Origin of the sequence: Streptomyces scopuliridis, assembly GCF_042790125.1 — a bacterium.
GTDB lineage: Bacteria > Actinomycetota > Actinomycetes > Streptomycetales > Streptomycetaceae > Streptomyces > Streptomyces scopuliridis_A.
On record NZ_JBHTZS010000026.1, the window covers coordinates 86455 to 110382 of the forward strand.

The 23928-nt window shown below is 71.7% G+C and carries 20 protein-coding genes and 1 pseudogene; 12 read left to right on the forward strand and 9 right to left on the reverse strand.

Annotation, left to right across the window (positions count from 1 at the left end; translation table 11 throughout):
• Positions 1–60 precede the first annotated feature (60 nt).
• Positions 61–957: an RNA polymerase sigma factor SigJ gene (sigJ, locus tag ACFRKB_RS30095; RefSeq protein ID WP_383109733.1), complete on the reverse strand. Its 897-nt coding sequence runs from the start codon at positions 955–957 to the stop codon at positions 61–63.
• A gap of 145 nt (positions 958–1102) precedes the next feature.
• Here sigJ and ACFRKB_RS30100 point away from each other — a divergent pair.
• The 4 genes and pseudogenes from ACFRKB_RS30100 to ACFRKB_RS30115 all read left to right on the forward strand — a co-directional run.
• Positions 1103–1363: pseudogene (locus ACFRKB_RS30100) on the forward strand (MocR-like pyridoxine biosynthesis transcription factor PdxR); the annotation flags it as partial.
• Between the two features lie 100 nt (positions 1364–1463).
• A complete protein-coding gene (locus ACFRKB_RS30105; RefSeq protein WP_383109734.1) occupies positions 1464–3092 on the forward strand; it encodes an alkaline phosphatase D family protein in 1629 nt (542 codons plus the stop codon).
• Between the two features lie 149 nt (positions 3093–3241).
• Positions 3242–4651 (forward strand): GNAT family N-acetyltransferase, encoded by a 1410-nt coding sequence (locus ACFRKB_RS30110; RefSeq protein ID WP_383109736.1) that lies wholly within the window; start codon positions 3242–3244, stop codon positions 4649–4651.
• 250 nt (positions 4652–4901) lie between these two features.
• A complete protein-coding gene (locus tag ACFRKB_RS30115) occupies positions 4902–6584 on the forward strand; it encodes a DUF885 domain-containing protein (RefSeq protein WP_383109737.1) in 1683 nt (560 codons plus the stop codon).
• Positions 6585–6718: 134 nt separating this feature from the next.
• Here ACFRKB_RS30115 and ACFRKB_RS30120 read toward each other — a convergent pair whose 3' ends face one another.
• From ACFRKB_RS30120 to ACFRKB_RS30145, 6 genes are all read right to left on the reverse strand, one after another.
• Positions 6719–7570 (reverse strand): SDR family oxidoreductase, encoded by an 852-nt coding sequence (locus ACFRKB_RS30120; RefSeq protein WP_383109738.1) that lies wholly within the window; start codon positions 7568–7570, stop codon positions 6719–6721.
• Positions 7571–7633: 63 nt separating this feature from the next.
• Entirely contained in the window at positions 7634–10723 is a 3090-nt protein-coding gene (locus tag ACFRKB_RS30125; RefSeq protein ID WP_383109740.1) for an AAA family ATPase, read from the reverse strand.
• The gene (locus ACFRKB_RS30130) at positions 10720–11886 is read right to left on the reverse strand and encodes an exonuclease SbcCD subunit D (protein WP_383109741.1); all 1167 of its coding nucleotides are present in this window, start codon (positions 11884–11886) and stop codon (positions 10720–10722) included. Before ACFRKB_RS30130 ends, ACFRKB_RS30125 begins: the two co-directional genes overlap by 4 nt.
• A gap of 90 nt (positions 11887–11976) precedes the next feature.
• On the reverse strand, positions 11977–12597 hold the full coding sequence (locus ACFRKB_RS30135; protein WP_383109742.1) for a YigZ family protein: 621 nt from the start codon (positions 12595–12597) through the stop codon (positions 11977–11979).
• 87 nt (positions 12598–12684) lie between these two features.
• Complete coding sequence (locus tag ACFRKB_RS30140; RefSeq protein WP_383109743.1) at positions 12685–13833, reverse strand: DUF5808 domain-containing protein; 1149 nt, start codon at positions 13831–13833, stop codon at positions 12685–12687.
• 33 nt (positions 13834–13866) lie between these two features.
• Positions 13867–14283 carry a GntR family transcriptional regulator gene (locus ACFRKB_RS30145; RefSeq protein WP_383109744.1) on the reverse strand — a complete coding sequence of 139 codons (417 nt, stop codon included), beginning with the start codon at positions 14281–14283 and terminating at the stop codon, positions 13867–13869.
• A gap of 106 nt (positions 14284–14389) precedes the next feature.
• On the opposite strand from ACFRKB_RS30145, the gene ACFRKB_RS30150 reads away from it, so the two are divergent.
• Together ACFRKB_RS30150 and ACFRKB_RS30155 are read left to right on the forward strand one after the other, a co-directional pair.
• Complete coding sequence (locus ACFRKB_RS30150) at positions 14390–15322, forward strand: ABC transporter ATP-binding protein (protein ID WP_383109746.1); 933 nt, start codon at positions 14390–14392, stop codon at positions 15320–15322.
• Positions 15319–16116 (forward strand): ABC transporter permease, encoded by a 798-nt coding sequence (locus ACFRKB_RS30155; protein WP_383109748.1) that lies wholly within the window; start codon positions 15319–15321, stop codon positions 16114–16116. The genes ACFRKB_RS30150 and ACFRKB_RS30155 overlap by 4 nt, the downstream gene beginning before the upstream one ends.
• Before the next feature lie 177 nt (positions 16117–16293).
• On the opposite strand, the gene ACFRKB_RS30160 is transcribed toward ACFRKB_RS30155, so the two are convergent.
• A complete protein-coding gene (locus ACFRKB_RS30160) occupies positions 16294–16695 on the reverse strand; it encodes a cold-shock protein (protein ID WP_383109749.1) in 402 nt (133 codons plus the stop codon).
• A 201-nt stretch (positions 16696–16896) separates the two neighbouring features.
• Here ACFRKB_RS30160 and ACFRKB_RS30165 point away from each other — a divergent pair, with 201 nt between their 5' ends.
• The 6 genes from ACFRKB_RS30165 to ACFRKB_RS30190 all read left to right on the forward strand — a co-directional run bounded on the left by ACFRKB_RS30165 (position 16897) and on the right by ACFRKB_RS30190 (position 23054).
• Positions 16897–17850, forward strand: coding sequence for an ArsR/SmtB family transcription factor (locus ACFRKB_RS30165; RefSeq protein WP_383109751.1), 954 nt, complete (start codon positions 16897–16899; stop codon positions 17848–17850).
• A gap of 154 nt (positions 17851–18004) precedes the next feature.
• Positions 18005–18181 (forward strand): hypothetical protein, encoded by a 177-nt coding sequence (locus ACFRKB_RS30170; RefSeq protein ID WP_383109753.1) that lies wholly within the window; start codon positions 18005–18007, stop codon positions 18179–18181.
• The gene (locus ACFRKB_RS30175) at positions 18178–20547 is read left to right on the forward strand and encodes a TOMM precursor leader peptide-binding protein (protein WP_383109754.1); all 2370 of its coding nucleotides are present in this window, start codon (positions 18178–18180) and stop codon (positions 20545–20547) included. Before ACFRKB_RS30170 ends, ACFRKB_RS30175 begins: the two co-directional genes overlap by 4 nt.
• 259 nt (positions 20548–20806) lie before the next feature.
• A complete protein-coding gene (locus tag ACFRKB_RS30180; protein ID WP_383109756.1) occupies positions 20807–21937 on the forward strand; it encodes a sensor histidine kinase in 1131 nt (376 codons plus the stop codon).
• 44 nt (positions 21938–21981) lie between these two features.
• Positions 21982–22593: a response regulator transcription factor gene (locus ACFRKB_RS30185; RefSeq protein ID WP_383109758.1), complete on the forward strand. Its 612-nt coding sequence runs from the start codon at positions 21982–21984 to the stop codon at positions 22591–22593.
• A gap of 53 nt (positions 22594–22646) precedes the next feature.
• Positions 22647–23054, forward strand: coding sequence for a CoA-binding protein (locus tag ACFRKB_RS30190; RefSeq protein ID WP_383109760.1), 408 nt, complete (start codon positions 22647–22649; stop codon positions 23052–23054).
• Positions 23055–23127: 73 nt separating this feature from the next.
• On the opposite strand, the gene ACFRKB_RS30195 is transcribed toward ACFRKB_RS30190, so the two are convergent.
• Positions 23128–23709, reverse strand: coding sequence for a helix-turn-helix domain-containing protein (locus tag ACFRKB_RS30195; protein ID WP_383109782.1), 582 nt, complete (start codon positions 23707–23709; stop codon positions 23128–23130).
• Between the last annotated feature and the right edge of the window lie 219 nt (positions 23710–23928).

Consider the following 23928-nt stretch of genomic DNA (forward strand, 5'->3'; position numbering starts at 1 on the left):
GTGGCCCGGTCGTCCGGATCGGACCCGGGGCAGGGGATCGCCGGGAGCGACGAGCAGGGCTTACGTGGCGGGGTGCGCCAGGACGGCTCCCCCGAGCTTGTCCGGATTCCGCACGATGTAGACGCGTCCCACCTTGCCGTCCGTGATCTCCAGTTGGAGGACGATATCGGGTACTCCGCCGGCGAGGACGAGCAGCGCGGGGGCGCCGTTGAACTCCGTGATCCGGAAGTCGAACAGCGCCGCCTGCCCCGAGACGCCGGACAGGAACCGGCCCACCTTGTCGGCGCCCTCGATGATCCGCAGCGGCGCCTTGGACTTGCCACCGCTGTCGCCCACCAGTTGTACGTCGGGCGCCAGCAGGGCGAGCAGCTCGTCGAGATCTCCGCCGCCCGCCGCGGCGAGGAACCGCTCAGTGAGAGCGCGGCGTTCGGCCGGGTCGACGTCGTAACGCGGCCTGCGTTCCTCGACATGGCGGCGGGCCCGGCCGGCCAGTTGTCTGACGGCGGCCTCGCTGCGCTCCAGGGTGAGGGCGATCTCGCCGAACGGGAATCCGAACGCCTCGCGCAGCACGAACACCGCGCGTTCCAGCGGCGAGAGCGATTCGAGGACGATCAGGACGGCGACGGACACCGAGTCGGCGAGCACGGCGCGTTCGGCCGTGTCGGGGACGGCGGTTCCGAAGTCGGTGACGACCGGTTCGGGCAGCCAGGGACCGACATAGGACTCGCGCCGCGCCTTGGCCTGCCGGAGCCGGTCGATGGCGAGGCGTGTGGTGATCCGTACGAGATACGCGCGCGGCTCGCGGATGTCCGTACGCTCGGCGGCGCTCCAGCGCAGCCATGCCTCCTGCACCACGTCCTCGGCGTCGGCGACCCCGCCGAGCATGCGGTAGGCGACCCCGGTCAGTACGGGCCGGTGCGCTTCGAATTCCTCGGTGCTCGCGGTGTCGGTCGCCACGTGCCCATCCCAGCCGATGGGCGCACCGGCTGTCCAGGTCAATTGGCCGCGGCGCCCGGACCGTACGGCTACCGGGCCGCCGGTGTGTCCTCCCGTACGGGGCCGGCCGCTTCGACGGCCGCGATCCCGCGGACCGTGGCGGACAATCGAACGGGGCGGGCACGACCGTCAGTTGCGGCGCTGTCAGCGTGCCTACCGGGAGCGGCGGGACGCGCTGGTCGCGGCCCTCGCCGCCCACTTCCCCGGTACGGCGGTCAGCGGGATCGCGCCGCGTCCGCCGGCGGACCATGGGACGGCGCGGCCCGCGGACGGCCATGTACGACTGGTCATCGGATACGCGCAGTTGACGCCGGGCGGGATCGAGCGCGGCGTACCGCTGCCGGCCGGGGCCGTCACGGGCGGGTAGCGGGCGGCCGGTTGTTCACCCCGGGTTCGTACTCCGGCCGCCACCGGGCATTAGGCATGGCATGACACCCCGGCGCACCATCTGCCCAGGAGACGCATCGATGTCGCACAACCCCGGCAACACCTCCTCTTTCTCCTCTTCCTCTCCCGCCGCCGACGTACCGAAGGCTCCCGCCCGCCGCAGTGTGCTGCGCGGCTCGCTCGCCGCCTCGGCCGTGCTGGCACTGCCCGGTGCCGCGCTCGCGGGCGCCGCCCCCGCCCAGGCCCTGTCCGGCCGGCCGCGCGCCGCCTGGGGGGTGCAGGCCGGCGATGTCACCTCCTCGTCCGGGCTGGTGTGGGTACGGTCCGACCGGCCCGCCCGCATGATCGTGGAGACCTCGGCCACCGAATCGTTCCGCCGCGCCCGCTCCTGGCACGGTCCGCTGCTCGGCCCCGGCACCGACTTCACCGGTACGGTCCCGCTGCGCGGACTGCCGGCCGGTGAGCAGGTGCACTACCGGGTGACCCTGGCCGACCCCGAGGACCCCCGCCGTACCGGTGAGCCGGTGTACGGCACGTTCCGCACCGCGCCCACACGGCGGCGGCAGGGCGTCCGGTTCGTCTGGTCGGGCGATATCGCCGGACAGGGCTGGGGCATCAACCCCGACATCGGCGGCTTCACGGTGTACGACGAGATGCGCCGGCTCGGCCCCGACTTCTTCCTGTGCAGCGGTGACACGATCTACGCGGACGGCGTGATCGAGCCGAGCGTGACGCTGCCCGACGGCCGGATCTGGCGCAACATCACCACTCCGGAGAAGGCGAAGGTCGCGGAGACGCTGGCCGAGTACCGGGGGAACTTCCGCTACAACCTGCTCGACGAGAACGTACGGCGCTTCAACTCCGAGGTCCCGTCGATCACTCAGTGGGACGACCACGAGGTGCGCAACAACTGGTACCCGGGCCAGATCCTGGACGATGTCCGCTACACCGAGAAGAACGTGGACGTGCTGGCCGCCCGTTCCACACAGGCGTTCCACGAGTACTTCCCGATCTCGGCGTCGCCCGCGCGCGGGGCGGACCGGCGTGTCCACCGTGTGGTGAACCACGGTCCGCTGCTCGATGTGTTCGTGCTGGACATGCGGACGTACCGCAACGCCAACTCGCCCGGCCGGCAGACCGACGACACGAACGGCATCCTCGGCGCGGAGCAGCTCGCATGGCTCAAGCGCGAGCTGTCGCGGTCGCGCGCGGTGTGGAAGGTGATCGCCGCCGATATGCCGATCGGGCTGGTCGTGCCGGACGGTGCGGCGAACATCGAGGCGATCGCCCAGGGCGACCCGGGCGCTCCGCTCGGCCGGGAACTCCAGATCGCCGAGCTGCTGCGGCACATCAAGCACCAGCGGATCACGGGCACGCTGTGGCTGACGGCGGACGTCCACCACACCGCCGCGCAGCACTACACGCCGGAGCGGGCGGCCTTCAAGGACTTCGCGCCCTTCTGGGAGTTCGTCTCCGGTCCGCTCGCCGCGGGCCAGTTCCCGGCCAACAACCTGGACGGCACGTTCGGTCCCGAGCGGGCCTTCCTGAAGGCGCCGCAGGGTCAGAACCTCTCCCCGATGGAGGCCCCGCCGCTCTACGGCGAGGTGGACATCGACGGCGCCAGCGGTGAGCTGACGGTCCGGCTGCGGGAAGAGGGCGGGACGGTGCTGTTCACGAAGGTGCTCCAGCCGGGGAAGGTCGGCCAGTAGGAACCCGCCGCCGGTCGCACATCGCTCCTGAAGCGATCACTCCACGCCAAAATTGACCAAAGAACGGCCAAAAGGGATCAGATCCACACTTAACCCATCAGTCACACACTGTTCGTGATCACGCAACACCATTCCGTCAGAGTGAGGTCATGACCAATGTGACTTCCGCGAAGAGTGTCCGCCGCCCCCACCACTGGCGGCGGGACCTCGTCGAACTGGCGGCCCTGTTCACCGCGGTGGCCGTCGCCGACGCCCTGGCGAACATGATCGCCCATGGACCCGACGGAGCGTTCCTGCTGGTCGCCTCCGCGGTGGCGCTGATCGCCACGGCCATGTTCCACACATGGTGGGCACGAAGGCACGGTCATGCCCCTCCGCCGCCCGGCAGCCCGGCCCCGCCGGCACCGGACGCGCGGGAGGGCGCCGCCCCGGCCGGACCGGTGGAGACGACGCTCTGGCGGATGCGGACCACCGTACGGGACGAGCCGGGGAGCCTCGCCGCGCTGTGCACCGCCCTCGCCGCGCACCATGTCGACATCCTCACCCTCCAGACCCATCCGCTGGCCGACGGCACCGTCGACGAGTTCCTGCTGCGCGCCCCGTCCGTGCTCCAGGCGAAGGACCTCACCCGTGAGATCTCGGCCGCGGGCGGCGGCAGCACATGGATCGAGCGCGCCGACGCGCACGATCTGGTGGACACCCCGACCCGGGTACTCGGCCTCGCCACCCGTACGGCCCTGGACGCCGCCGAACTGCCGCTCTCGCTGCGCCAGTTGCTCGGGCGCTGCACGATCCGCTCCCGGCCCGGCGGATCCCTCGCCGACCGTTCCGGTGACGAGAGCGCACCGGTCGAAGGGGTGCTGGACGGAACGGAGATGCGGCTGAACGACCCGCACGGCGGCAGCATCATCGTGGAGCGCCCCTATCTGCCCTTCACTCCGACCGAGTTCGCGCGGGCCCGTGCGCTGGTCGAGCTGGACGCCCGGCTCGGGCCGCGTATCCCCCGCGGCCAGGACGTGCTCACGCTCCCCGAGGGCGAGGAGATCACCATCCGCCGCGCCGACCGCGGCGATCTCGACGCCGCGCTCGCCATGCACGCCCGCTGCTCCGCACGGACCCTGGGCCTGCGCTACCACGGCCCGGTCGGGGACGCCGACCGCTATCTGAACCATCTGCTCAGCCCGCGCTTCGGACGGACGCTCGCGGTCGAGACGGAATCCGGCCGGCTCGTCGCCCTCGGCCATCTGCTCTGGGACGGCGACGAGACCGAGGTGGCGCTGATCGTCGAGGACGCCTGGCAGCGGCGCGGTATCGGTTCCGAACTGCTGGGCAGGCTCGTGGCGCTCGCCGTCGAGGCCCGGTGCGGCAGCGTGTACGCCGTCACCCAGGCGTCCAACACGGGCATGGTCGCGACCATGCGGGATCTCGGTCTGCCGCTGGACTACCAGATCGAGGACGGAACGCTGGTCATCACGGCCCGGCTGGAGCCGACGGACGCGCGGGTGCTGCCTCCGTACGGCGACTCGGAGATGTCCGGCCACGAGCAGGCCGATCGCTGAGCGCCGGACAGCGGGCCTGCGGGGATTCCGGGCGTCGGCTACGTCGTGATCCAGCCAAAATCATCCGGGGTCGGGACGGCTGGTATCGGCCGCGTTCACCTCACGGCCCGAAGTCGCCCGTGCCGAGCCCCGGTTGAGTTTCCCAGCAGGAGGACCACCGTCCCCGGATGCCATCGTCATCGGCCAATCCCACCGGCCCTCCGGAAACAAGTGATGTGACGCGGAGTTCTCTCTCGGAGAGGATGTCCGCATGTCAGACACATCCGGCAGCGCGCTGCCCCGCCAGGTCGCCGACGCCTACGTCGACGCACTCATCGAACTCGATCCGATCACCGGAACCTATCTGGGCGTCGCGGAGAGCTCCCGTCGCCTGCCCGACTTCTCCCCGGCCGGACAGCAGGCTGTCGCCGATCTCGGCCGGGCGACCCTCGCCCGTCTCGATGTGGCCGAGACGCTGCCGGGCGCGGACAGCGATGCCGAGCGGCGCTGCGGCCGGCTGCTGCGTGAGCGGCTGACGGCCGAACTCGCCGTCCATGACGCGCAGGAGGGGTTGCGCCTGGTCAGCAACATCCACTCGCCCGCGCACCACCTCCGCGACGCGTTCCCGATGACCCCGGCCGAGACGGACGAGGACTGGTCGGCGATCGCCGAGCGGCTGCGTGCCGTACCCGCCGCGCTGGCCGGATACCGCGAATCGCTCGCCCTGGGCCTGGAGCGCGAGCTGCTCGGCGGTCCCCGGCCCACCGCCACCTTCATCGACCAGCTGACGGAGTGGGTGGGCGAGGAGCGCGGCTGGTTCGAGGACTTCGTCTCCGCCGGTCCCGACTCCCTCCGTACGGAACTGGACGCCGCCGCGCGCTCCGCCACCGCCGCGCTCGCGGAGCTGCTGGACTGGATGCGCGAGGTGTACGCGCCCGCCGTCGAGGGCGCCCCGGACACGGTGGGCCGGGAGCGTTACGCGCGCTGGTCGCGGTATTTCAACGGCACGGATCTGGATCTGGACGAGGCGTACGCGTACGGCTGGTCCGAATACCACCGGCTGCGCGCCGAGATGACCACCGAGGCCGAGAAGATCCTGCCGGGCGCGGACCCCTGGGAGGCGCTCGCCCATCTCGACGAGCGCGGGGAGCACATCGAGGGGGTCGACGAGGTCAGGGTCTGGCTCCAGAAACTGATGGACGAGGCCATCGACGCGCTCGACGGTACCCACTTCGAACTCGCCGAGCGGGTACGGCGCGTGGAGTCCCGGATCGCTCCGCCGGGCGGCGCGGCGGCGCCGTACTACACCGGTCCCTCCGAGGATTTCTCGCGCCCCGGCCGTACCTGGCTGCCGACCATGGGCGAGACCCGCTTCCCGGTGTACGACCTGGTGTCCACCTGGTACCACGAGGGCGTCCCCGGCCACCACCTCCAGATCGCGCAGTGGACCCATGTCGCCGACCAGCTCTCCCGCTACCAGGCCTCGGTCGGCCAGGTCAGCGCCAACGCGGAGGGCTGGGCGCTCTACGCGGAGCGGCTCATGGACGAGCTGGGATTCCTGCCGGACGCGGAGCGCCGGCTCGGTTACCTGGACGCGCAGATGATGCGCGCCTGCCGGGTGATCGTGGACATCGGTATGCATCTGGAGCTGGAGATCCCGGCGGACTCGCCGTTCCACCCTGGCGAGCGCTGGACTCCCGAGCTGGCGCAGGAGTTCTTCGGGAACCACAGCGGCCGGCCCGCGGACTTCGTGGAGAGCGAGCTGACCCGCTATCTGTCGATGCCGGCCCAGGCGATCGGCTACAAGCTGGGCGAGCGCGCCTGGCTGCTCGGCCGGGAGAACGCCCGCAGGGCACACGGCGACGCGTTCGACGCGAAGGCATGGCACATGGCGGCGCTGTCGCAGGGCTCGCTGGGCCTCGACGATCTGGTGGACGAGCTGTCGAAGCTCTGACCTGCGCCGGTAGTACGTACGCGGTACGGGCGGGGCCGCGTACGGACGGCGACCGGGAGGGGCGGCCGGGCCCAGCCGAGAGGCATGAGCCCGGCCGCCGTCGGCCGGAGGCCGGGACTCCCGGGCGGCTTCGCTCAGCGGCGGAATCCGCCCTCGGAGTCGATGACCTGACCGGTGATCCACTCCGCCTCGTCGGTGGCCAGCCAGGCGATCAGCCGGGCCGGGTCGTCGGGCATCCCCCAGCGGCCGGCCGGGAACAGCGCCGCGATCTCGTCGTACGCCGCCCCGGTCAGGTAATCCGTGTCGACGGGCCCGGGGTTGACGGTGTTGACCGTCACCGCCCGCTCCGCGAGCGAGGTGGCGAGCGACCGGGTCGCGGAGGCGAGGGCGCCCTTGGCCAGACCGTAGGCGATCTCCCCCGGCATCCCGCCCGCGATGTCCTGACCGGATGTCATCATCATGACCCGGCCGCCGGGCGTACGGCCGGGCAGCGTCGCGCGCAGCCGGGCGTACGCCTGGATGAGCAGGATCACCGACCGGGTGTCGACCGCCCAGTGGGCGTCGAGCATCGCCGCGTCGATGGTGTCGAGTGTGCCGTCCCGGCCGCTGAGCGCGTGGTTGGCGACCAGGATGTCGAGCCGCCCGCCGAGCGCTTCCGCGGCGGTGGCGATCAGCGCGGCGGGCGCCTCGGCCATGGACAGATCGGCGGGTCCGTGCACCACCCGCGCCGCCGGATCCGCGCGTGCCTCCCGTACGGCGGCGGCGACACCTTCCGGTCCGTCCGGATCGGCGCCCCAGGGCTGGCCTGCGTCGTGCGGCACATGGTGATGGAGATACACGCTCGCGCCGTACGCGACGAGGCGCCGGGCGACCGCGTAACCGATGCCGCCGCGCCGGCTGGCACCGGTGACCAGGGCGGTACGGCCGCGCAGCGGCAGCGGATCACGGCGGAGCGCTTCGGGGGCGGGGGGTTCAAGTGCGGGCATGGGAGACGATCGTGGTGTGCGGGGCGGCCGTTGTCCACACGGTTTTCTCCTCGGAGCGATCCGCTATGTCCGCTGGTGGATCGTCGAGCCCTGGCGGTCCTTGACGATCTCCAGCTGGGTGGGGACGCGGCGGCGCAGGTCCGCGACGTGGCTGACGATGCCGACGCTGCGGTCGCGCTCCCGGAGCGAGTCCAGGACGTCCAGGACCTCGTCCAGCGTCTGGTCGTCCAGGCTGCCGAAGCCCTCGTCGATGAAGAGGGTGTCCAGCCGTACGCCGCCCGCCTCGTCGGTGACGACATCCGCGAGGCCGAGCGCGAGGGCGAGCGAGGCGAAGAAGGTCTCGCCGCCGGAGAGCGTCGAGGTGTCGCGGGCGCGGCCCGTCCAGGCGTCGATGACCTGGAGTCCGAGCCCGGAGCGCCGCTGGCCGCCCGTTCTGGCGTCCGAGTGGATCAGGGCGTAGCGGCCGGAGGACATGCGCTGGAGCCGTACGGTGGCCGCCGCCGCGACCTGTTCGAGGCGGGCCGCCAGGACGTAGGACTCCAGACGCATCCTGCGTTCGTTGTCGGTGGAGGTGCCCGCGGTGAGACCGGCGAGGCGGGCCACCCTGTCGTACTCCTCGCGCACCGGGCCGAGTGCGCGTACCTCCGCCTCGGCGAGCCTGGAGAGCCTGCCCAGCTCGGTGCGGCGGCCCCGGGCGGTGGTGGCGGCGGACGACGCGTCGCGCAGGGCGCGTTCGGCGGCGTCGTGGGCGGCCTCCGCGTCCTCCGTCCTGGCGGGCGGCTGATCCGCGGCGGCTCGGGCCCGTGGTTCCGCGAGCCGGTCGGCGACCGCGGCGGCCTCGGCCCGCCAGTCGTCCAGCCGGTGCTGGAGCGCCCGCCGGTCGGTATCGGTGAGCAGGGCGTCCGCGGCGGCTTCCGGGGTGTCGAACCCGGCCCGGAAGGCGGCGGACGCGAGCCGGCCGTCGGCCTCCTTGAGGCGGAGCGCGGTGGTGTCGACGGCGCGCACCGCCTCGGCCGCCACGGCGAGCCGGCCGGCCCGGTCCGCCAGCTGCGCGGCGCGCTCGGCGACGCTGTCCGCGTCTCCCCTGGCGCGGCTCAACTCGGCTTGCAGCGCGCTCTGTTCGCGTTCGAGCGCGTCGCGGCGCGAGGTGCGGGCGGCCACGCGGCGTTCGGCCTCGCGCTGCGCGGCGAGCCGGCCCTCGTACTCACGCTCGGCGCGGCCCAGGGCCTCACGGGCCGCGTGCGTACCGGCGGCCACGCGGCGCGCCTCGGTGTGCTCCCGGTCCAGCCGCTCGGTGAGCGAGGTGAGTTCGGCCACGCTCGACTCACCGGCCGCCGCGCGCGCCGCCGCGTGTCGTTCCCGTATCGCCGCGTGCTCGCGCTCGGCGTGTCCGCGGGCCTCGTCGGCACGCCGGTACGCCTCCAGCGCGGCGTCCTCCGCCGCAGGTTCGACCTGGCCGTCGGTGGCCGGCGCGGGACCGGGGTGCGCGGCGGAGCCGCAGACCGCGCAGGGTTCGCCGTCGACGAGCCGGGCGGCCAGCTCGGCGGCCATGCCCGCGAGCCGCCGACCACGCAGGTCGAGCCAGTGCTCATGCGCCGTATTGGTGTGCTCCCGGGCCGAGTTGAGGTCCCGACCGGCCTCGGAGAGCGCCGCTTCGAGGGTGTCGCGGCGCTGGGCCGCGTCGAGCCGCCGGCGCGCGGGGTCAAGGTGCCCGGCGAGCTGTTCGGCGCGGGTCGCCGCCTCCTGCGCGGCCTCGATCCGGTCCTGGAGGGCGCCACGCCGGGACTCCCACCCGGCGAGCCAGTCGGCCGCTTCCTGGAGGACCTCGTCGTCGGCCCGCGCCTGCCGGTCCAGACCGGCGCGCTCGGCCGTGATCTCGGCGTCGCGGTGCTCGGCGCGCCGGGCGGCGTCGAGCGCGCCCAGTTCCTGCCGCAGCTTCCCTTCCAGCGAGGCGAGTTGTTCGGCTCCGGCGTCGGTGAGTCCGGCGGGCAGCAGGGTGCGGGTGCGCTCGTACGCGGCGCTGGCCGAGCTGTGCGCCTGTTCCGCGTCGGCGCGCAGCGAGAGCGCCGGCGCGACCAGCTCGGCCTTGTGGGAACGCTCCAGCCGGGTCCGCACCCGCTCGTGCTCGGAGCGCTGTTCCTCCAGCGTCCCGGCGCGGCGCCGCGTCTCCTCGAACCGCTGTTGCAGCGTGGCCAGTTCACGTTCTGCGTCCAGGGCGCGCCGGGCGGCGGCGGCGCGGCTTTCGGCGGCGGAGAGGGCGGATTCCATGATGTCGGACCACTCATGGGCGCCGGTACGGACGACCGCCGCCCACTCCAGGACGGCTCCGGCGAACCCCGCGTCGCCGGGCCGGAGTTCAGGCAGCGGCGGCGCCGTACGGTCGCCCCGAGGTAGGGCCGTGCTGTCGCCCCGAGGTAGGGCCGTGCTGTTGTCCCGAGGTGGGGCCGTGCTGTTGTCCCGAGGTGGCGCCGTACGGTCGCCCGCCTCCTGGGCCAGGCGCTGCGCGACGCCGAGGAGCCGGTCGTCACCCGCGCGCACCCGGTGCTCGGCGGCGCGCCGCAGCTCGGCGAGGCGCTCCTCGACCGCGGCGAACCTGCGGGTGTCGAAGAGCTTGCCGAGGAGTCTGCCGCGTGCCTCGGCGTCGGCGCGCAGGAAGCGGGCGAAGTCGCCCTGGGGCAGCAGCACCACCTGGCAGAACTGATCCCTGCTCATCCCGAGCAGCTGGCCGATCTCCTCGCCGATCTCCTGGTGGGACCGGCTCAGCGCCCGCCATGTCCCGCTCTCCGCGTCGTACTCGCGCAGCCAACTCTGCGCCTTCTCGGTGGTGAATCCCTTCGTCCGCTTCTTCGGCCGGAGCTGCGCGGGCCGCCGGACGATCTCCAGCCGGCGGCCGCCCACGGTCAGATCGAGGCCGATCTCGGTGGGCGTCCCGACGGGCGCGTGATCGCTGCGGAGAGTGGCCCCGGGGCTCTGGCGGGCGCCCGGCACGGCGCCGTACAGCGCGTAGCAGACCGCGTCGAGTACGGAGGTCTTCCCCGCCCCCGTCGGCCCGTGCAGCAGAAAGAGCCCGGCGGCGCAGAGCGCGTCGAAGTCCACTTCCTCGGTGGTGGCGAAGGGCCCGAAGGCGGTGACGGTCAGCCGGTGCAGCCTCACGGGGTCACCTCGCGCACCGCCGCGTCGACCCGTACCTCCTCGAACGCGGCGCGCAGCACCTCGCGTTCGGGCTCGTCGGGCCCCGATCCGCCCCGTACATGCGCCACGAAGTCCTCCGCGATCTGCTGGTCGGTACGGCCCGCGAGGCGCTGGGCGTAGGAGGAGAGCGGGTCGTCGTCCCCCCGCTCCGGTTCGAAGACCAGGCTGAGTGTGTACGGGAAGCGCTCGGCGAGCCGGGCCATGGGTTCGGCGGGGCGCACCGGATCTGTCAGGGTCGCCTCGACCCATGACTCCTCGTGCCGCGCGAGCCCCGGATCACCGAGCAACTCGTCGAGCCCGCCCCGGATCCTGGCCAGTGCACGCGGTACCGGACAGTCGATCCGCTCCGCTTCGATCTCACCCGCCGGTCCCAGCTCCACCAGCCACATCGTCTTGCGGTGTGTGGTCTCCGAGAAGGAGTACGCGAGCGGCGAGCCCGCGTAGCGGACGCGTTCGGTGAGGGTCTGGGCGCCGTGCAGATGGCCGAGGGCGACATAGTCGGCACCGTCGAAGATTCCGGTGGGCACGGCCGCCACACCGCCCACGGTGATGTCCCGCTCGCTGTCGCTGGGCGCGCCGCCCGCGACGAACGCGTGCGCGAGGACGACGGAGCGGGTGCCCGCGTCGCGTCCCGCGAGATCGGCCCGTACCCGCTCCATCGCGGCGCCGAGCACCGTCTCGTGGCCGGCCTTGGTGACCTTGAACTCGTCCCGTACCAGGGCCGGTTCGAGATACGGAAGGCCGTAGAAGGCCACTTCGCCGTGCGCGTCGTTCAGCAGGACGGGGGTGGCGCAGCCGGCCGGGTCGGTCCGCAGATGGATCCCGGCGCGCTCGACCAGACCGGCGAGGACGCCGAGTCTGCGGGCCGAGTCATGGTTCCCGGAGATCATGACGGTCGGCACACCGGCGTCGGCGAGACGGTGCAGGGCCCGGTCGAACAGCTCCACCGCGCTGAGCGGGGGCACGGCCCGGTCGTAGACATCGCCCGCGACGACGACGGCGTCCACGTCGCGCTCACGGGCCGTGGCCACGAGATGGTCGAGGAACGCGGCCTGGGCGTCGAGCATGCTCACGCGGTGGAACGACCGCCCGAGATGCCAGTCCGATGTGTGCAGAATCCTCAAGACCGGCCCTCCAGAGGGCTGCTGTCCCGCGTACCGGACACGTGGTGCTCGTCGTACACGTCAGGCACAGGCATGTCAGGCAAGGGCACGTCAGGCAAAGGCTTCTCCGCCCAGTTCCAGCGTGGCGGTCCCCGCCGTCGTATCCGCCAGCCACGCGCGGAACGCCGGTACCTCCGAGTCCGGCAGGCCGATCTCGATCGTCACCGCCTCGGCGTACCGCACGTCCCGCACGGCACGCCCGGTCGCCCGCAGATCGTTCTCCAGCCGGCCCGCGCGCTGATGGTCGACGGTGACGGTCGCCACCCGGAAGCGCTGCCGGGTGAGGGTGCCGACCGCGTCCAGGGTCTCGCCCACCACGCCCCCGTACGCCCTGATCAGTCCGCCCGCGCCGAGCTTGACCCCGCCGTAGTAGCGGGTCACGACGGCGGCGGTGTAGCGCACCTCACGCCGCATCAGCATCTGGAGCATCGGCGCCCCGGCCGTACCGCCGGGTTCGCCGTCGTCGCCGGCCTTCTGTACGGAGGCGTCGGCGCCGATCACATACGCGAAGCAGTTGTGCGTGGCCGTCGGGTGCTCCTTGCGGATGCGCGCGATGAACTCCTGTGCCTCCTCCTCCGTCGCCACGGGCGCCAGCGCGCAGATGAAGCGCGACCGGTTGATCTCGGTCTCGTGCACGCCCGCGCGGGCGACGGTTCGGTACTGCTCCTGCATCCCCCCACCCTATGCGGGGCCCGCTCGGCGCTTCGACCGGCGTTCGATCGGGCCACGCGCGAACTCGTTCCGCTCCCGGTACCGGCTCTATCCCACGGTGACGGACACGACCGTCGCTCCCGCCGCGATCGCGAGCACCGCCGCGGAGACGATCAGGATCCGGAGATTGCCCAGGTTGACGGTCCAGCCCAGGCCCACGCGCCGGGGCACGAGGATGGCGGGATCGTCGGCGTTGACGTAGACGGTGCCGGCGGCGTACCAGTGACGGTCGTCGTCGCGCGGTACCAGTCCGGTCCCCTCGTCCGACCCGCCCGAGCCGTCCGAGCCGTCCGCGCTTTCCGGCGTCGCCCGGCCGCCCCCGGGCCCCCCGCGTACGAGCGGCACGGACACGGCGACGGCCGCGAGCAGCGGTACGCCGATGACCAGGGTCAGCAGGGCCCCGGAGCGGCTGTCGCTCCACATCATCCCGGACAGCCCGAGCAGCATGAGGTTGAGCAGTGCGGCGATGCCCAGCAGGCTCCGTGCCGTCAGAGCGAGGTGGCGGCGGTGCCGGGCCGCGCTGCTCCGGGGCCGCGAGACATCCAGGTCCGCGCGGGCGCGCAGGACGGCGGCGACCGTCCCGATGACCACGGCGGTCAGCAGGATCTGGGCGAAGACCAGGCTGAACGCGGTCCAGACGGTGGTCGTGAGCTCGCGGTACACGGTCCCGTTCGCTGAGCGTGCCGGGAGCGCCATCACCCCGGGCAGCCTCGGGTAGACGATCGCACCGGCGACGGCGGTCACGACGACCACCACGAGCGAGGGGACCGTCCACGCCCAGGGCAGCCGTACGGGGTCGGTGCGCAGGGAGGTGTCCATGACGGCGCCCTGCCGTACGTGCGCGTACCAGTTGCCCCGCTCCTTCGCGCGGGCGAGGGCGCGGTGCGCGCGCAGCCACAGCGCGGCGGCGATGACGCAGAGCACGACCGCCGCCACACCGCCGACCGCGACGCTGTCCAGTACGGCGCCGATGACGAGGGCGGCCACGGTGACCATCAGCGTGGCCGGCAGGAACAGGGCGCGGTAGCGCCGCCGTTGTTCGGCCACTTCGGGAGCGTCCGCCTTGTCGGGCGGTACGCGTATGCCGAAGGGGACCGAGTGGGGGTTGAACAGCGGGCTCGGCGCGGCGTAGAGGGTGGCCCCCAGCGCCAGCAGGACCCCGGAATTGACGACCAGGCCGACAAGCACGGTGTTCACCTCATCCACTCTCTCGGGGCGGCCGGAGCCTCGTCATCCCCGGCCACCCCCCTCGCCCTGCTCGGCGAATCCCGCGAACCCCTCCAGGGCCGTCCCTACGTACGCCATGACCTCCTCCTCCGCAGCCCCTCGTACCACCGCTTCCGCCAGGAGCGTGCGCAGCCGCCGCTCCCAGTCGGCCCCCACCCGCAGTTCCGCCGTCGCCTTCCGCACGTCCGGGTGGACCACCGCTCCGCTCTTGCGGTTGATGCGGATGATGCCCTCGCGCCGCAGCAGGTCGTACGCCTTGTTCACGGTATGGAAGTTGATCGCCAGGTCGACGGCGCACTGCCGGGTGGAGGGCAGGGACGCGCCAGGCGCCAGCAGGCCGTCGGCGATGGCTTCCACCACCCGGTCCCGGATCTGCTGATAGATCGGGACCTCGCTGTCGAGATCGAGTATCAGACGCACAAGTTCACTCTATCTGATATACAACTACTAGAACAGATAGCCACGGTTGGACCCCACAGCGAACAGGACCGGGCACCGAGTCCCAGGGGGAGGGGTGGAAGAGCCGATGCGTCAGCCGAACCACCGGATCGAAGTCACCGGCCTGACCAAGCGGTTCGGGCCGGTCACCGCGGTGGACAGTCTCAGCTTCGCCGTGGAGCCGGGCGCCGTCACCGGCTTCCTCGGCCCCAACGGGGCCGGCAAGACCACGACCATGCGCATGATCCTGGGCCTGGTCACCCCGACCGCGGGCACCGCCACGATCGGCGGCCGGCGGTACGGGGAGCTGCGCCGGCCCTCCGAGGTCGTCGGGGCGGTACTCGACGCCTCGGCCTTCCATCCCGATCACTCGGCGCGCGACCATCTGCGGATCTACCGCACCATGGGCGGCCATCCGGCGGGCCGGGTCGAGGAGTTGCTCGACCGGCTCGGCCTCGCTGATGCCGCGCACCGCAGGACCCGCACCTTCTCCACCGGCATGAAGCAGCGGCTCGGTCTCGCGACCGCGCTGCTGGGCGATCCTCGGGTGCTGCTGCTCGACGAGCCGAGCAATGGCCTCGACCCCGAGGGCATCGCGTGGCTGCGCCGCTTCCTGCGCGAACTCGCCGACGAGGGGCGCACCGTACTGGTGTCGAGCCATGTGCTCAGCGAGGTCCAGCAGGTCGTGGACGACATCGTGATGATCCGGCGCGGCAGGCTGGTCGCGGCGGGCCCGCTGCGGGAGATGGAGCGGTCCAGGCCCTCGGCCGTACTGGTCCGCTCCCCCGACGCCGAGGCGCTCAAGGCGGCGCTGCTGCGGGGCACTTCGGACGGGGTGGCCGCGCGGAGCGTCGAGACGGGGCGCGACGGCGCGCTGCGGGTGCGGGGGCTCGCGACCGCGCAGATCGCGGATCTGGCGTCGGCCGCGGGGCTGCGGGTGCATGAACTGCTCACCGAGGACACGAGCCTGGAGCGGCTGTTCTTCGAACTGACCGCGGACAGCGAGGGGGACGTCCGGTGAACGCGCTGATCAAGGCGGAGTTCCGCCGGCTGCTGGCCACCCGCATGTGGCTGTGGGCGCTGCTGACCGCGGTCGTCCTGGGCGGAGGCATGGTCGGGCTGCTGACCGCCGTCGGACCGGAGAACTTCTCGCCGCCCATGCCGGGCCTGGAGACGAAGGAGGGTGTCCTGTCGGTCTTCGGGATGCTGGGCTTCACGGTCTTCGTCCCCGCGGCGCTGGGCACGCTGGCCATGACGTCGGAGTACCGGCACCGTACGGCCACGTTCACCTTCCTCTTCGCCCCGCGGCGCGGGCAGGTGCTCACCGCCAAGCTGGTCACCTTCGGCGTGGCCGGTCTGGTGTACGGGCTGGTGCAGACGGGCAGCGCGGGCGCGGGGTTCTTCGGGGCGCTCGCCGCGCGCGGGGTCACTCCCGGGCTGCCGACCGGCGGGGTGATCGAGCTGCTGCTCAGGCTGGCGCTGGCGATGGCGGTCCACACCCTGCTCGGGGTGGCGATGGGCGCGCTGCTCCGCCATCAGATCGCCGCTCTCGCGGTGGTGATCGGCTATCTCTACCTGGGCGAGCTGATCCTGATGATGATCCCCGGGGTCAATCTGCTCTACCCGCTGCTGCCGGGCGGCGCGACGGCGTCGCTCACCGGCTTCACCTATCTCGCTGATGTTCTGGCGGACGAACTGGCCACCAGTCCGGTGTCGTTGCTGTCACCTTTGGGCGGCGGAGTGCTGCTGGCGGGTTACGCTCTGGTCGCGGCGGCCGTGGCCGTACTGGTGCCCATGCGACGGGACGTGGTCTGACGGCCGGACCGCGGGTACGGAGCGATGCCGGACACCCTTCCCCGGCGCTCGTCCGTACACGCAGAAAGGGCGGGTGCTCCGGACCGCATTCCGGGGCACCCGCCGCCGTGTCAGGGCGTGTGGCGATCGTTCGCCGTGCTCAGGATCGTTCCGCCGTGCTCAGACAGGGTCCAGGGGTCAGTCGCCGACCCAGCCGCGCGCACGGGCCAGTTCGACGATCCGGGTGCGGATCCGCTTGATCTGATCGGCCGTCAGCGTTCCGTCGGCGTCGAGGAGTACATCGGTCAGCTCGCTCCGGAACGCGGCGGCGCCCGGCTCGCCCTCCGCCGCTCCGCCGTCCGCTCCGAACTGCTCGGGCCGGCGTCGGGAAGGCTGGTGGATCAGACGGATCTCGGACGCCTTCGGGCCCTTCTCGCCCATCTCGACGAAGAACTCGACGTCCCGGCCCGCCTGGTAGAGGTACTTCTCGTCCAGCAGATCGTTCGCGTGCATGAACACGTCCTCACCACCCTCGTCCGGGTTGATGAATCCGTACCCGCGCGTCTCGTCGAACCGCTGGATCTTCCCCGTCTTCAGCACAACCGCACCTCCGCGACCACCACAACCAGCCATGATTCAGCCCTCTCAGGATGGTACGCCGCACGCCGACGCGCCACCCCTGAAGAATTCATGATCCGGGCAGTGAATCGGCCATGACGGTTCGAGGACGCCGACACTGTCTGCGCAGCTCAGGCCGTGGCACCGTCGGCGGGTGAGTCTGGTGCCTTACGGGGGCGTTACATGCAGAAGATCCATTTCACCGCGGCAGATCTCGCCCGGATCCGGCTCCGGAGCACACTCGGACCCGTCGCCGAGGGGGTCTTCGCGCTCGGCACGCTCACTCGGTCCCGCAACACCGACTACGCGCGGTGGCGAGGAGACGTACTCGGCCGGCTGCGCGAGACCCCGTCCCTCAACAGACCGCTCGTCCCACTGCTCCGGGCCCTCAAGGCGCCGGACGACCTGCTCTTCCTGCTCGACTCCTCGCCGGACGTGGACACTTCGGCGCTCGCCGCGCTCTCCATGACCCGTACGGGCGCGGCCCGGCTGGCCGTGGACATGTGGCGGGCCGGGGTCGCCCCGTACTGGGACAGCGTCCTGGACCGGCTCGACACCGAGTGCGACGCGAACGGACGTATCGCCATGACCGGCGGGGTCGAACAGTTGCTCGCCACACTGCACCCCCGGATCGTATGGAACCCGCCGGTGCTGGAGATACACGGCGGGCCGGAGCGGGACGTCCATCTCAGGGGCCAGGGCCTGCTGCTCATCCCGTCGGCGTTCCTGCCGGGGCTGGTCGGACGCGTCCTCGCCGCCGAACGGGACAGCGCCCAGCCCGCGTTGGTCTTCTCCCTGCCGCCGGACGCCGCCGCTCTGTTCGCGATCCCGGACGAGCCGGAGGTCACCGGCGGCCAGGCGCTCAGCGCGCTCGTCGGTCAGACGCGCGCCGCCGCCCTGCGCGCCCTGACCAGTGCCTGTACCACCAGCCAGCTCGCCGCGCGCCTCGGCGTCTCCCTCGGCAGCGCGAGCCAGCACGCCTCGGTACTGCGGAAGTCCGGGCTGATCACCACCCGGCGGGTACGGAACCGCGCCCTCCATTCGGTCACCCCGCTCGGAATGGCGCTGCTGGGCGGCCGGCTGAGGAAGGCCCCTTCCACGGCGCGTCCGGGTACGCGTCCGGCCTCCGTGAACTGAACCGCCGCGCCCGAGAACAGTGGGAACGTGAGAACTTCATACCCTGGCGGTGAATACGGGACTGTCTGCCCGTCGCATCGCTGTGCGCAGAATCAGTCCCGCACGAGACGACACACGAGACAACCACTGACAGCGTGAAAGGAGAACGATCGTCATGAGCAACGCCATCGCCTCCCTCCTCGGACCGGACACACCGGCGGCCGGCGGGCGCCATCTCGTCATCGAGGACCTCGACGCGATGCCCGAGCAGGGCGTCGCGCTGCTGAGCATCTGCATCAACGCCTCTCCCGTCGCACCGCCGTTCAACGGGCACGAGCAGCACCGGGGATGACCGAGGCGGGGGGAAGCGGCCGGCGGCCGTCCGACGGCGACGGGGCGCGCCTTGGCTTCAAGAGCCATCTGCGCGCGACGGTCGTCCCGGGAGAGGCGGCCTATCTGGTGTCCCAGCGCGGTGTCACCGCGCTGTACGGCGACCACGGCGAAGTGCTGGTACCGCTGCTCGACGGCACCCGCAGCCCTGACGGTGTGCTGCGTGACGCGGCTCCCGCGCTGAGCGCCGAGGAGGCCGCCGCCTCGCTGCGGGCCCTCGACGCGGCGGGACTGCTGCGGCTGCGCCCGGCCGCGGCCGAGGGCTCCACCGCGACGGAGAGCCCCACGACGGCGGAGGACTCCACCGCGGCGGAGAGCCCGACCGCACCCCCCTGCCCCGATCGGGCCGCCGAGGCCTACTGGGATCTGGCCGGGCTGGACGGCGTACGTACGCTGGACACGCTCGCCCGGACGTCGGTACGCCCAGTGGCCCTCACCGATGTCGACCTGGAGCAGGTCGGCGCCGCGTGCCGCGCCTCGGGGCTGACGCTCGCGCCTCCCGGCACCGAGGCGGACCTCTCGCTCGTCCTGTGCGACGACTATCTCTCCCCCGGGCTGCGCGAGGTCGATGCCGGGCACCGCGCGGCCGAGGCGCCCTGGCTGCTGGTGGGAGTGGGCTCCCCGGCCCCCTGGATCGGACCGGTGTTCCGTCCCGGCGACGGCCCGTGCTGGCACTGTCTGGCGACCCGGCTGCGCGGTCATCGCTCCTCCGAACGCCCTCTCCAGCGCGCGCTGGGCCTGGACGGACCGCCGCGACGGCCGCACGCCACACTGGCGGCGGTCAGGGCCATCGCCGTACAGCTCGCCGTGCTGGAGGCCGCGAAGTGGCTGGCGGGGGTGCGGACGGCGTCCCACGGCTCCGTGAACACACTGGACACACTGGGGCTGCACACCACGTCCCATCCCGTGGCGCGGCTGCCGCAGTGCGCGGTCTGCGGGGATCCCGGCCTGGTCGCCCGGCGGGCCGGCGCTCCGTTCGTACCGGTCTCGCGGCCCAAGGCCGTACAGGACCTCAATGGCCACCGGGCGCTGACCCCCGCCCGGATGCTGGAGCGCTACGGCTCCCTGGTGGATCCCGTCACCGGAATCATCAAGGAGATCCGGCGTGCCCCGGGGAGCCCGGAGTTCGTCAACGCCTTTCTCTCCGGCCAGAATCTGGCCATGCGCGGCAGGACCCTGGCGGGGCTGCGGGCCGGGCTGCGCTCCCTCAGCGGCGGCAAGGGGCTCACGGAAACCGAGGCCCGTACGAGCGCGCTGGGTGAGGCGGTGGAGCGCTACAGCGGGACCCGGCAGGGCGACGAACCGGTGATCCACGACTCCCTCCACGCCCTGGGCGAGACGGCGATCCATCCCAACTCCTGCCAGTTGTTCGACGATCGGCAGCTGCGGGACAGGGAGCGGTGGAACGCGGGCGGCTCCCGGCTGCACTACGTACCACCGCCGTTCGACACGCGTCGCCCCACCGACTGGACCCCGGTGTGGTCGCTGACCGGACGGACCCAGCGGCTGCTGCCGACCTCCATGCTGTACTTCGGCGAGGAGGAGGCACCGGACGGCCTGTGTGCCGACTCCAACGGCAACGCGGCCGGCAGCAGCCCCGAAGACGCCCTGATCCAGGGGTTCCTGGAGCTGGTGGAGCGGGACGCGGTGGCGCTGTGGTGGTACAACCGGACCCGGCAGCCCGGTGTCGCTCTCGACGCGTTCGGGGAGCCGTACATCGAGCGGCTGCGCGAGGGCTACCGTACGGTCCACCGCGAGGTGTGGGCCCTGGATCTCACCTCCGACCTCGGCATCCCCGTGATCGCGGCCCTGTCGCGGCGTACGGACAAGGCCGCCGAGGACATCGTCTTCGGTTTCGGCGCGCACTTCGACCCGCGGGTGGCGCTGCGCAGGGCGCTGACGGAGATGGGCCAACTGCTGCCGCTGGTCACTGAGGTGACGCCCGGGGGCGGCGGCTACCGCGTCACCGATCCGGAGCCGCTGGAGTGGTGGCGGCGTTCCACGGTCGCCAACCGTCCCTATCTGCGGGCGGATCGGGGCGTGCCGGCCCGTGGGCCGCGCGACTGGTCCTACACCCCGACCGGCGATCTGCGGGAAGACGTCACCGCCATCACGGAGTTGACGCGCTCGCACGGGATGGAGTTGCTCGTACTCGACCAGAGCCGACCCGATCTGGAACTCCCCGTGGTGAAGGTGATCGTCCCGGGGCTGCGGCCCTTCTGGCCGCGGTTCGCACCCGGCCGGCTGTACAGCACACCGGTGGAGCTGGGGAGATGCGCCGAGCCCACCCCGTACGGGCAGCTGAACCCCATACCACTATTCGTCTGACCCGGGCGAGCGAGCTCGTGAAATGCGTGTAACGGAACCGCGATTTCGTCCCGGCACCGCCCGATCTCAGCACATCCTTCACGACGATCACTTACGCTCTTCACGTAGCAAGGAGGTTCGACGGGGAAGGCTGCGAAGACACACGATCATGCGAAGTCGCGAGGACGGCCCCACTGAGAATGTCCGGCCGGGAGAGAGGGACGCGGTGAGACGCGGCCCCACGACCCCACCGGATCCGCCGGCACCTCAACTGGCCCGCGTGATCCTGACGATCGCTCTTCTCGGCTATCTGAGCGTCACCGTCATCAATCTCGCGGGAGTGGCCCACAGCGCCCTCTCCCTCGCCGCGTCCCTCGTCGGCCTGCTGCTCATCTTCCTGCTCCAGCTGCGGCATTCCAGTCCCACGGCCCGCCGGGCGCCCACCTGGCAGAAGTCGGTGACTCTCGGCACGCAGGCGATGCTCACATATCTGCCGATCGCGGCCTTCGACTCCCAGTGGGGGGCGATGGCCGGCTTCCTCGCGGGGTCCCTGCTGCTCCTCCTGCCCGGACGGCGGGCCTGGTTCGCCTATGGAGCGGTGGGGATCAGCATGCTCATCCCTCCGATCATGGATCGTCTCCCCCTGCGGGAGGCGTTCTATCTGTGCCAGTCGACCCTGCTGACCGGACTGGTCGTGTTCGGGCTCTCGCGGATGGCGGAGCTGGTCCGGGCGCTGCACGACACCCGGGTCGAGCTGACCCGTATGGCGGTCACGCAGGAACGGCTGCGGTTCGCACGGGACTTGCACGATCTGCTGGGCTACAGCCTCTCCGCGATCACACTGAAGAGCGAGCTGATCCACCGGCTGGTGCCGACGCACCCGCGGCGCGCGATGGACGAGATCAGCGAGGTCCTGGCGATCTCACGGCAGTCGCTCGCCGATGTGCGTACGGTCGCCAGCGGGCTGCGCGGACTCTCGCTGGAACAGGAACTGGGTTCGGCGCAGTCCCTGCTCTCCGCCGCGGATGTGAGGGTGCGGGCCACCATCAGGCTGGGGAAGATCAGCCAGCAGGTCGACACCGTACTCGCCGCGGTGCTGCGTGAGGCAATCACCAATCTGCTGCGGCACTCCCGCGCCGGTGTCTGCGACATCGAGGCCATTCAGGAAGGCGGGCTGGTACGGCTGTCCGTCTCCAACGACGGTGTCGACCCGGCGTACCGCGACTCCTCGCCGCACAGCGGCAGCGGTCTGGGGAACCTGGAGACGCGGCTGCGGGCCGTGTCGGGCCGGCTCTCCGTCGCGCGCGGCGCCGACGGGACGTTCCGGCTGACGGCCGAGGCGCCCGCCCATCTGATCAGAGGAGTGCCCGATATGGACGACGGCATCTACGCCCGGGGCTCCGCCGCCTGAGAGGGACGACATGCCCTGCTGGATCCGGGGAGGAGACCCCATTCATGGCCATACGCATTCTGCTGGCCGAAGACATGAACATGGTCCGCGGAGCGCTGGTGGCTCTGCTGAATCTGGAGAGCGATCTCAAGGTCGTCTGTGAGCTGGAGCGCGGCGACCAGGTCCTGCCGGCCGCGCTGGAGCACCGGCCCGATATCGCGATCATCGATATCGATCTGCCGGGGATCGACGGACTGACGGCGGCCGCCCGGCTGCGGGAGTCGCTGCCCGAGTGCCGGACGCTGATCCTCACCAGCCTGGGCCGGCCGGGAACGCTCCGGCGCGCGCTGTCGGCGCAGGTATCCGGCTATCTGCTCAAGGACGCGCCGCCCCAGGAACTGGCGACCGCGGTGCGGCGGGTGGTCGCCGGCCACCGGGTGATCGACCCACAGCTCGCGCTCTCGGCGTGGGACGGCGCCGAGTCGCCGCTGACCGAGCGGGAGACGGAGGTGCTGCGGAGGGCGGCCGAGGGGTCGGAGGCCAGTGAGATCGCCCGGGAGCTGCATCTGTCACCGGGCACCGTACGGAACTATCTGACGACGATCGTGGCCAAGCTCAACGCGCGGAACCGGGTGGACGCGATCAGGATCGCGCAGGAGGCGGACTGGCTGCTGTAGGGGCGCGCGGCGCCCTGCGGAATGAGCGGGCGCGCCACGCCGTTGTCCGGAGCATGTACGCAGACACGGAGACGATCCGCAAGATCCTTACGCAGAGCGGCGACACCTGGGCCGTGGTCGGACTGTCCAGCAACCGGTCCCGCGTGGCCTACGGCGTCGCGGCGGTGCTCCAGCGCTACGGCAAGCGCGTCGTGCCGGTCCACCCGAAGGCCGAGACGGTCCACGGCGAGCGGGGCTATGCCTCACTGGCCGACATCCCCTTCCCGGTCGATGTCGTGGATGTCTTCGTCAACAGCGACCTGGCGGGCGGGGTCGCGGACGAGGCGGCGGCGATCGGGGCGAAGGCGGTCTGGTTCCAGCTCGGCGTGATCGACGAACAGGCCTACGCCCGCACCCGCGCGGCCGGCCTCGACATGGTCATGGACCGATGCCCGGCGATCGAACTGCCGCTGCTCGACTGACCCATTTGCGCCACCGCAGAGCCGCCGCGAGCCGCTCAGTTTCATCATGTGATTGAACAGGCATTCGGCCACGCTACAAGGGGCCACGTACGGGCGGGATCGATACGGTCAGGAACATCTCGACCGTATCGGCGCCTTCGTTGCGGTAGGCGTGCGGCACGTTCGCCTCGAAGGCCGCCGAGGCGCCCGCGGGTACGGTGTGCGGTTCGCCGTCGACGACCAGGGTCAGTTCCCCGGCGGTCACATGGAGCAGTTCGGTGGTGCCCGGCGGATGCGGGTCGGAGGTGCTGGCCTCTCCCGGCCGCAGGATCCACTCCCACAGTTCGAGCGGTCCGCGTGCCTCGGTGCCGACCAGCAGCGTGCTGCGGCTGCCCGCGGGCGTGGACCACATCCGTACGGTCTGGCTCTCGGGCACGACCCTGACCTGCGGGCCCTGCTCGTAGTCGAGGAGGGTCGTGATCGAGACGCCGAGCGCGTCGGCGAGCTTGACGGTGGTGCCGACGCTGGGGTTGGTACGGGCCTGCTCGATCTGGATGATCATTCCGCGACTGACCCCCGCCCTGGCCGCCAGGGCGTCGAGGGTGAACCCCCGTTCGCCGCGCCAGCGCCTGAGATTGCGGGCGAGCGACTGCGTGAGCTGGTCGAGGTCCGACACGTTCCGTCCAGAATGTCCCATGGAGCAATTCAATGGACCGCACCGCGGTGTGGTGCACCCCATCGTTCATCTCACTGTACTGCGAAGCTCCACATGACCCCACCGCTCATGGTCGATATGACCGTACGGTTGGCTGAAAGCAGTTGACCACACCGGGCCTCAACGGGCCGTCAACGGTCCTGCGGAGCGGCGAACGGGCATCGGTGTCCATGCTTCGGG

Coding starts and splice junctions, on each gene's coding strand:
- ACFRKB_RS30105 (WP_383109734.1), top strand. CDS start 1,464: ATGTCGCACAACCCCGGCAACACCTCCTCTTTCTCCTCTTCCTCTCCC.
- ACFRKB_RS30110 (WP_383109736.1), top strand. CDS start 3,242: ATGACCAATGTGACTTCCGCGAAGAGTGTCCGCCGCCCCCACCACTGG.
- ACFRKB_RS30115 (WP_383109737.1), top strand. CDS start 4,902: ATGTCAGACACATCCGGCAGCGCGCTGCCCCGCCAGGTCGCCGACGCC.
- ACFRKB_RS30120 (WP_383109738.1), bottom strand. CDS start 7,570: ATGCCCGCACTTGAACCCCCCGCCCCCGAAGCGCTCCGCCGTGATCCG.
- ACFRKB_RS30135 (WP_383109742.1), bottom strand. CDS start 12,597: ATGCAGGAGCAGTACCGAACCGTCGCCCGCGCGGGCGTGCACGAGACC.
- ACFRKB_RS30150 (WP_383109746.1), top strand. CDS start 14,390: ATGCGTCAGCCGAACCACCGGATCGAAGTCACCGGCCTGACCAAGCGG.
- ACFRKB_RS30165 (WP_383109751.1), top strand. CDS start 16,897: ATGCAGAAGATCCATTTCACCGCGGCAGATCTCGCCCGGATCCGGCTC.
- ACFRKB_RS30170 (WP_383109753.1), top strand. CDS start 18,005: ATGAGCAACGCCATCGCCTCCCTCCTCGGACCGGACACACCGGCGGCC.
- ACFRKB_RS30175 (WP_383109754.1), top strand. CDS start 18,178: ATGACCGAGGCGGGGGGAAGCGGCCGGCGGCCGTCCGACGGCGACGGG.
- ACFRKB_RS30185 (WP_383109758.1), top strand. CDS start 21,982: ATGGCCATACGCATTCTGCTGGCCGAAGACATGAACATGGTCCGCGGA.
- ACFRKB_RS30190 (WP_383109760.1), top strand. CDS start 22,647: ATGTACGCAGACACGGAGACGATCCGCAAGATCCTTACGCAGAGCGGC.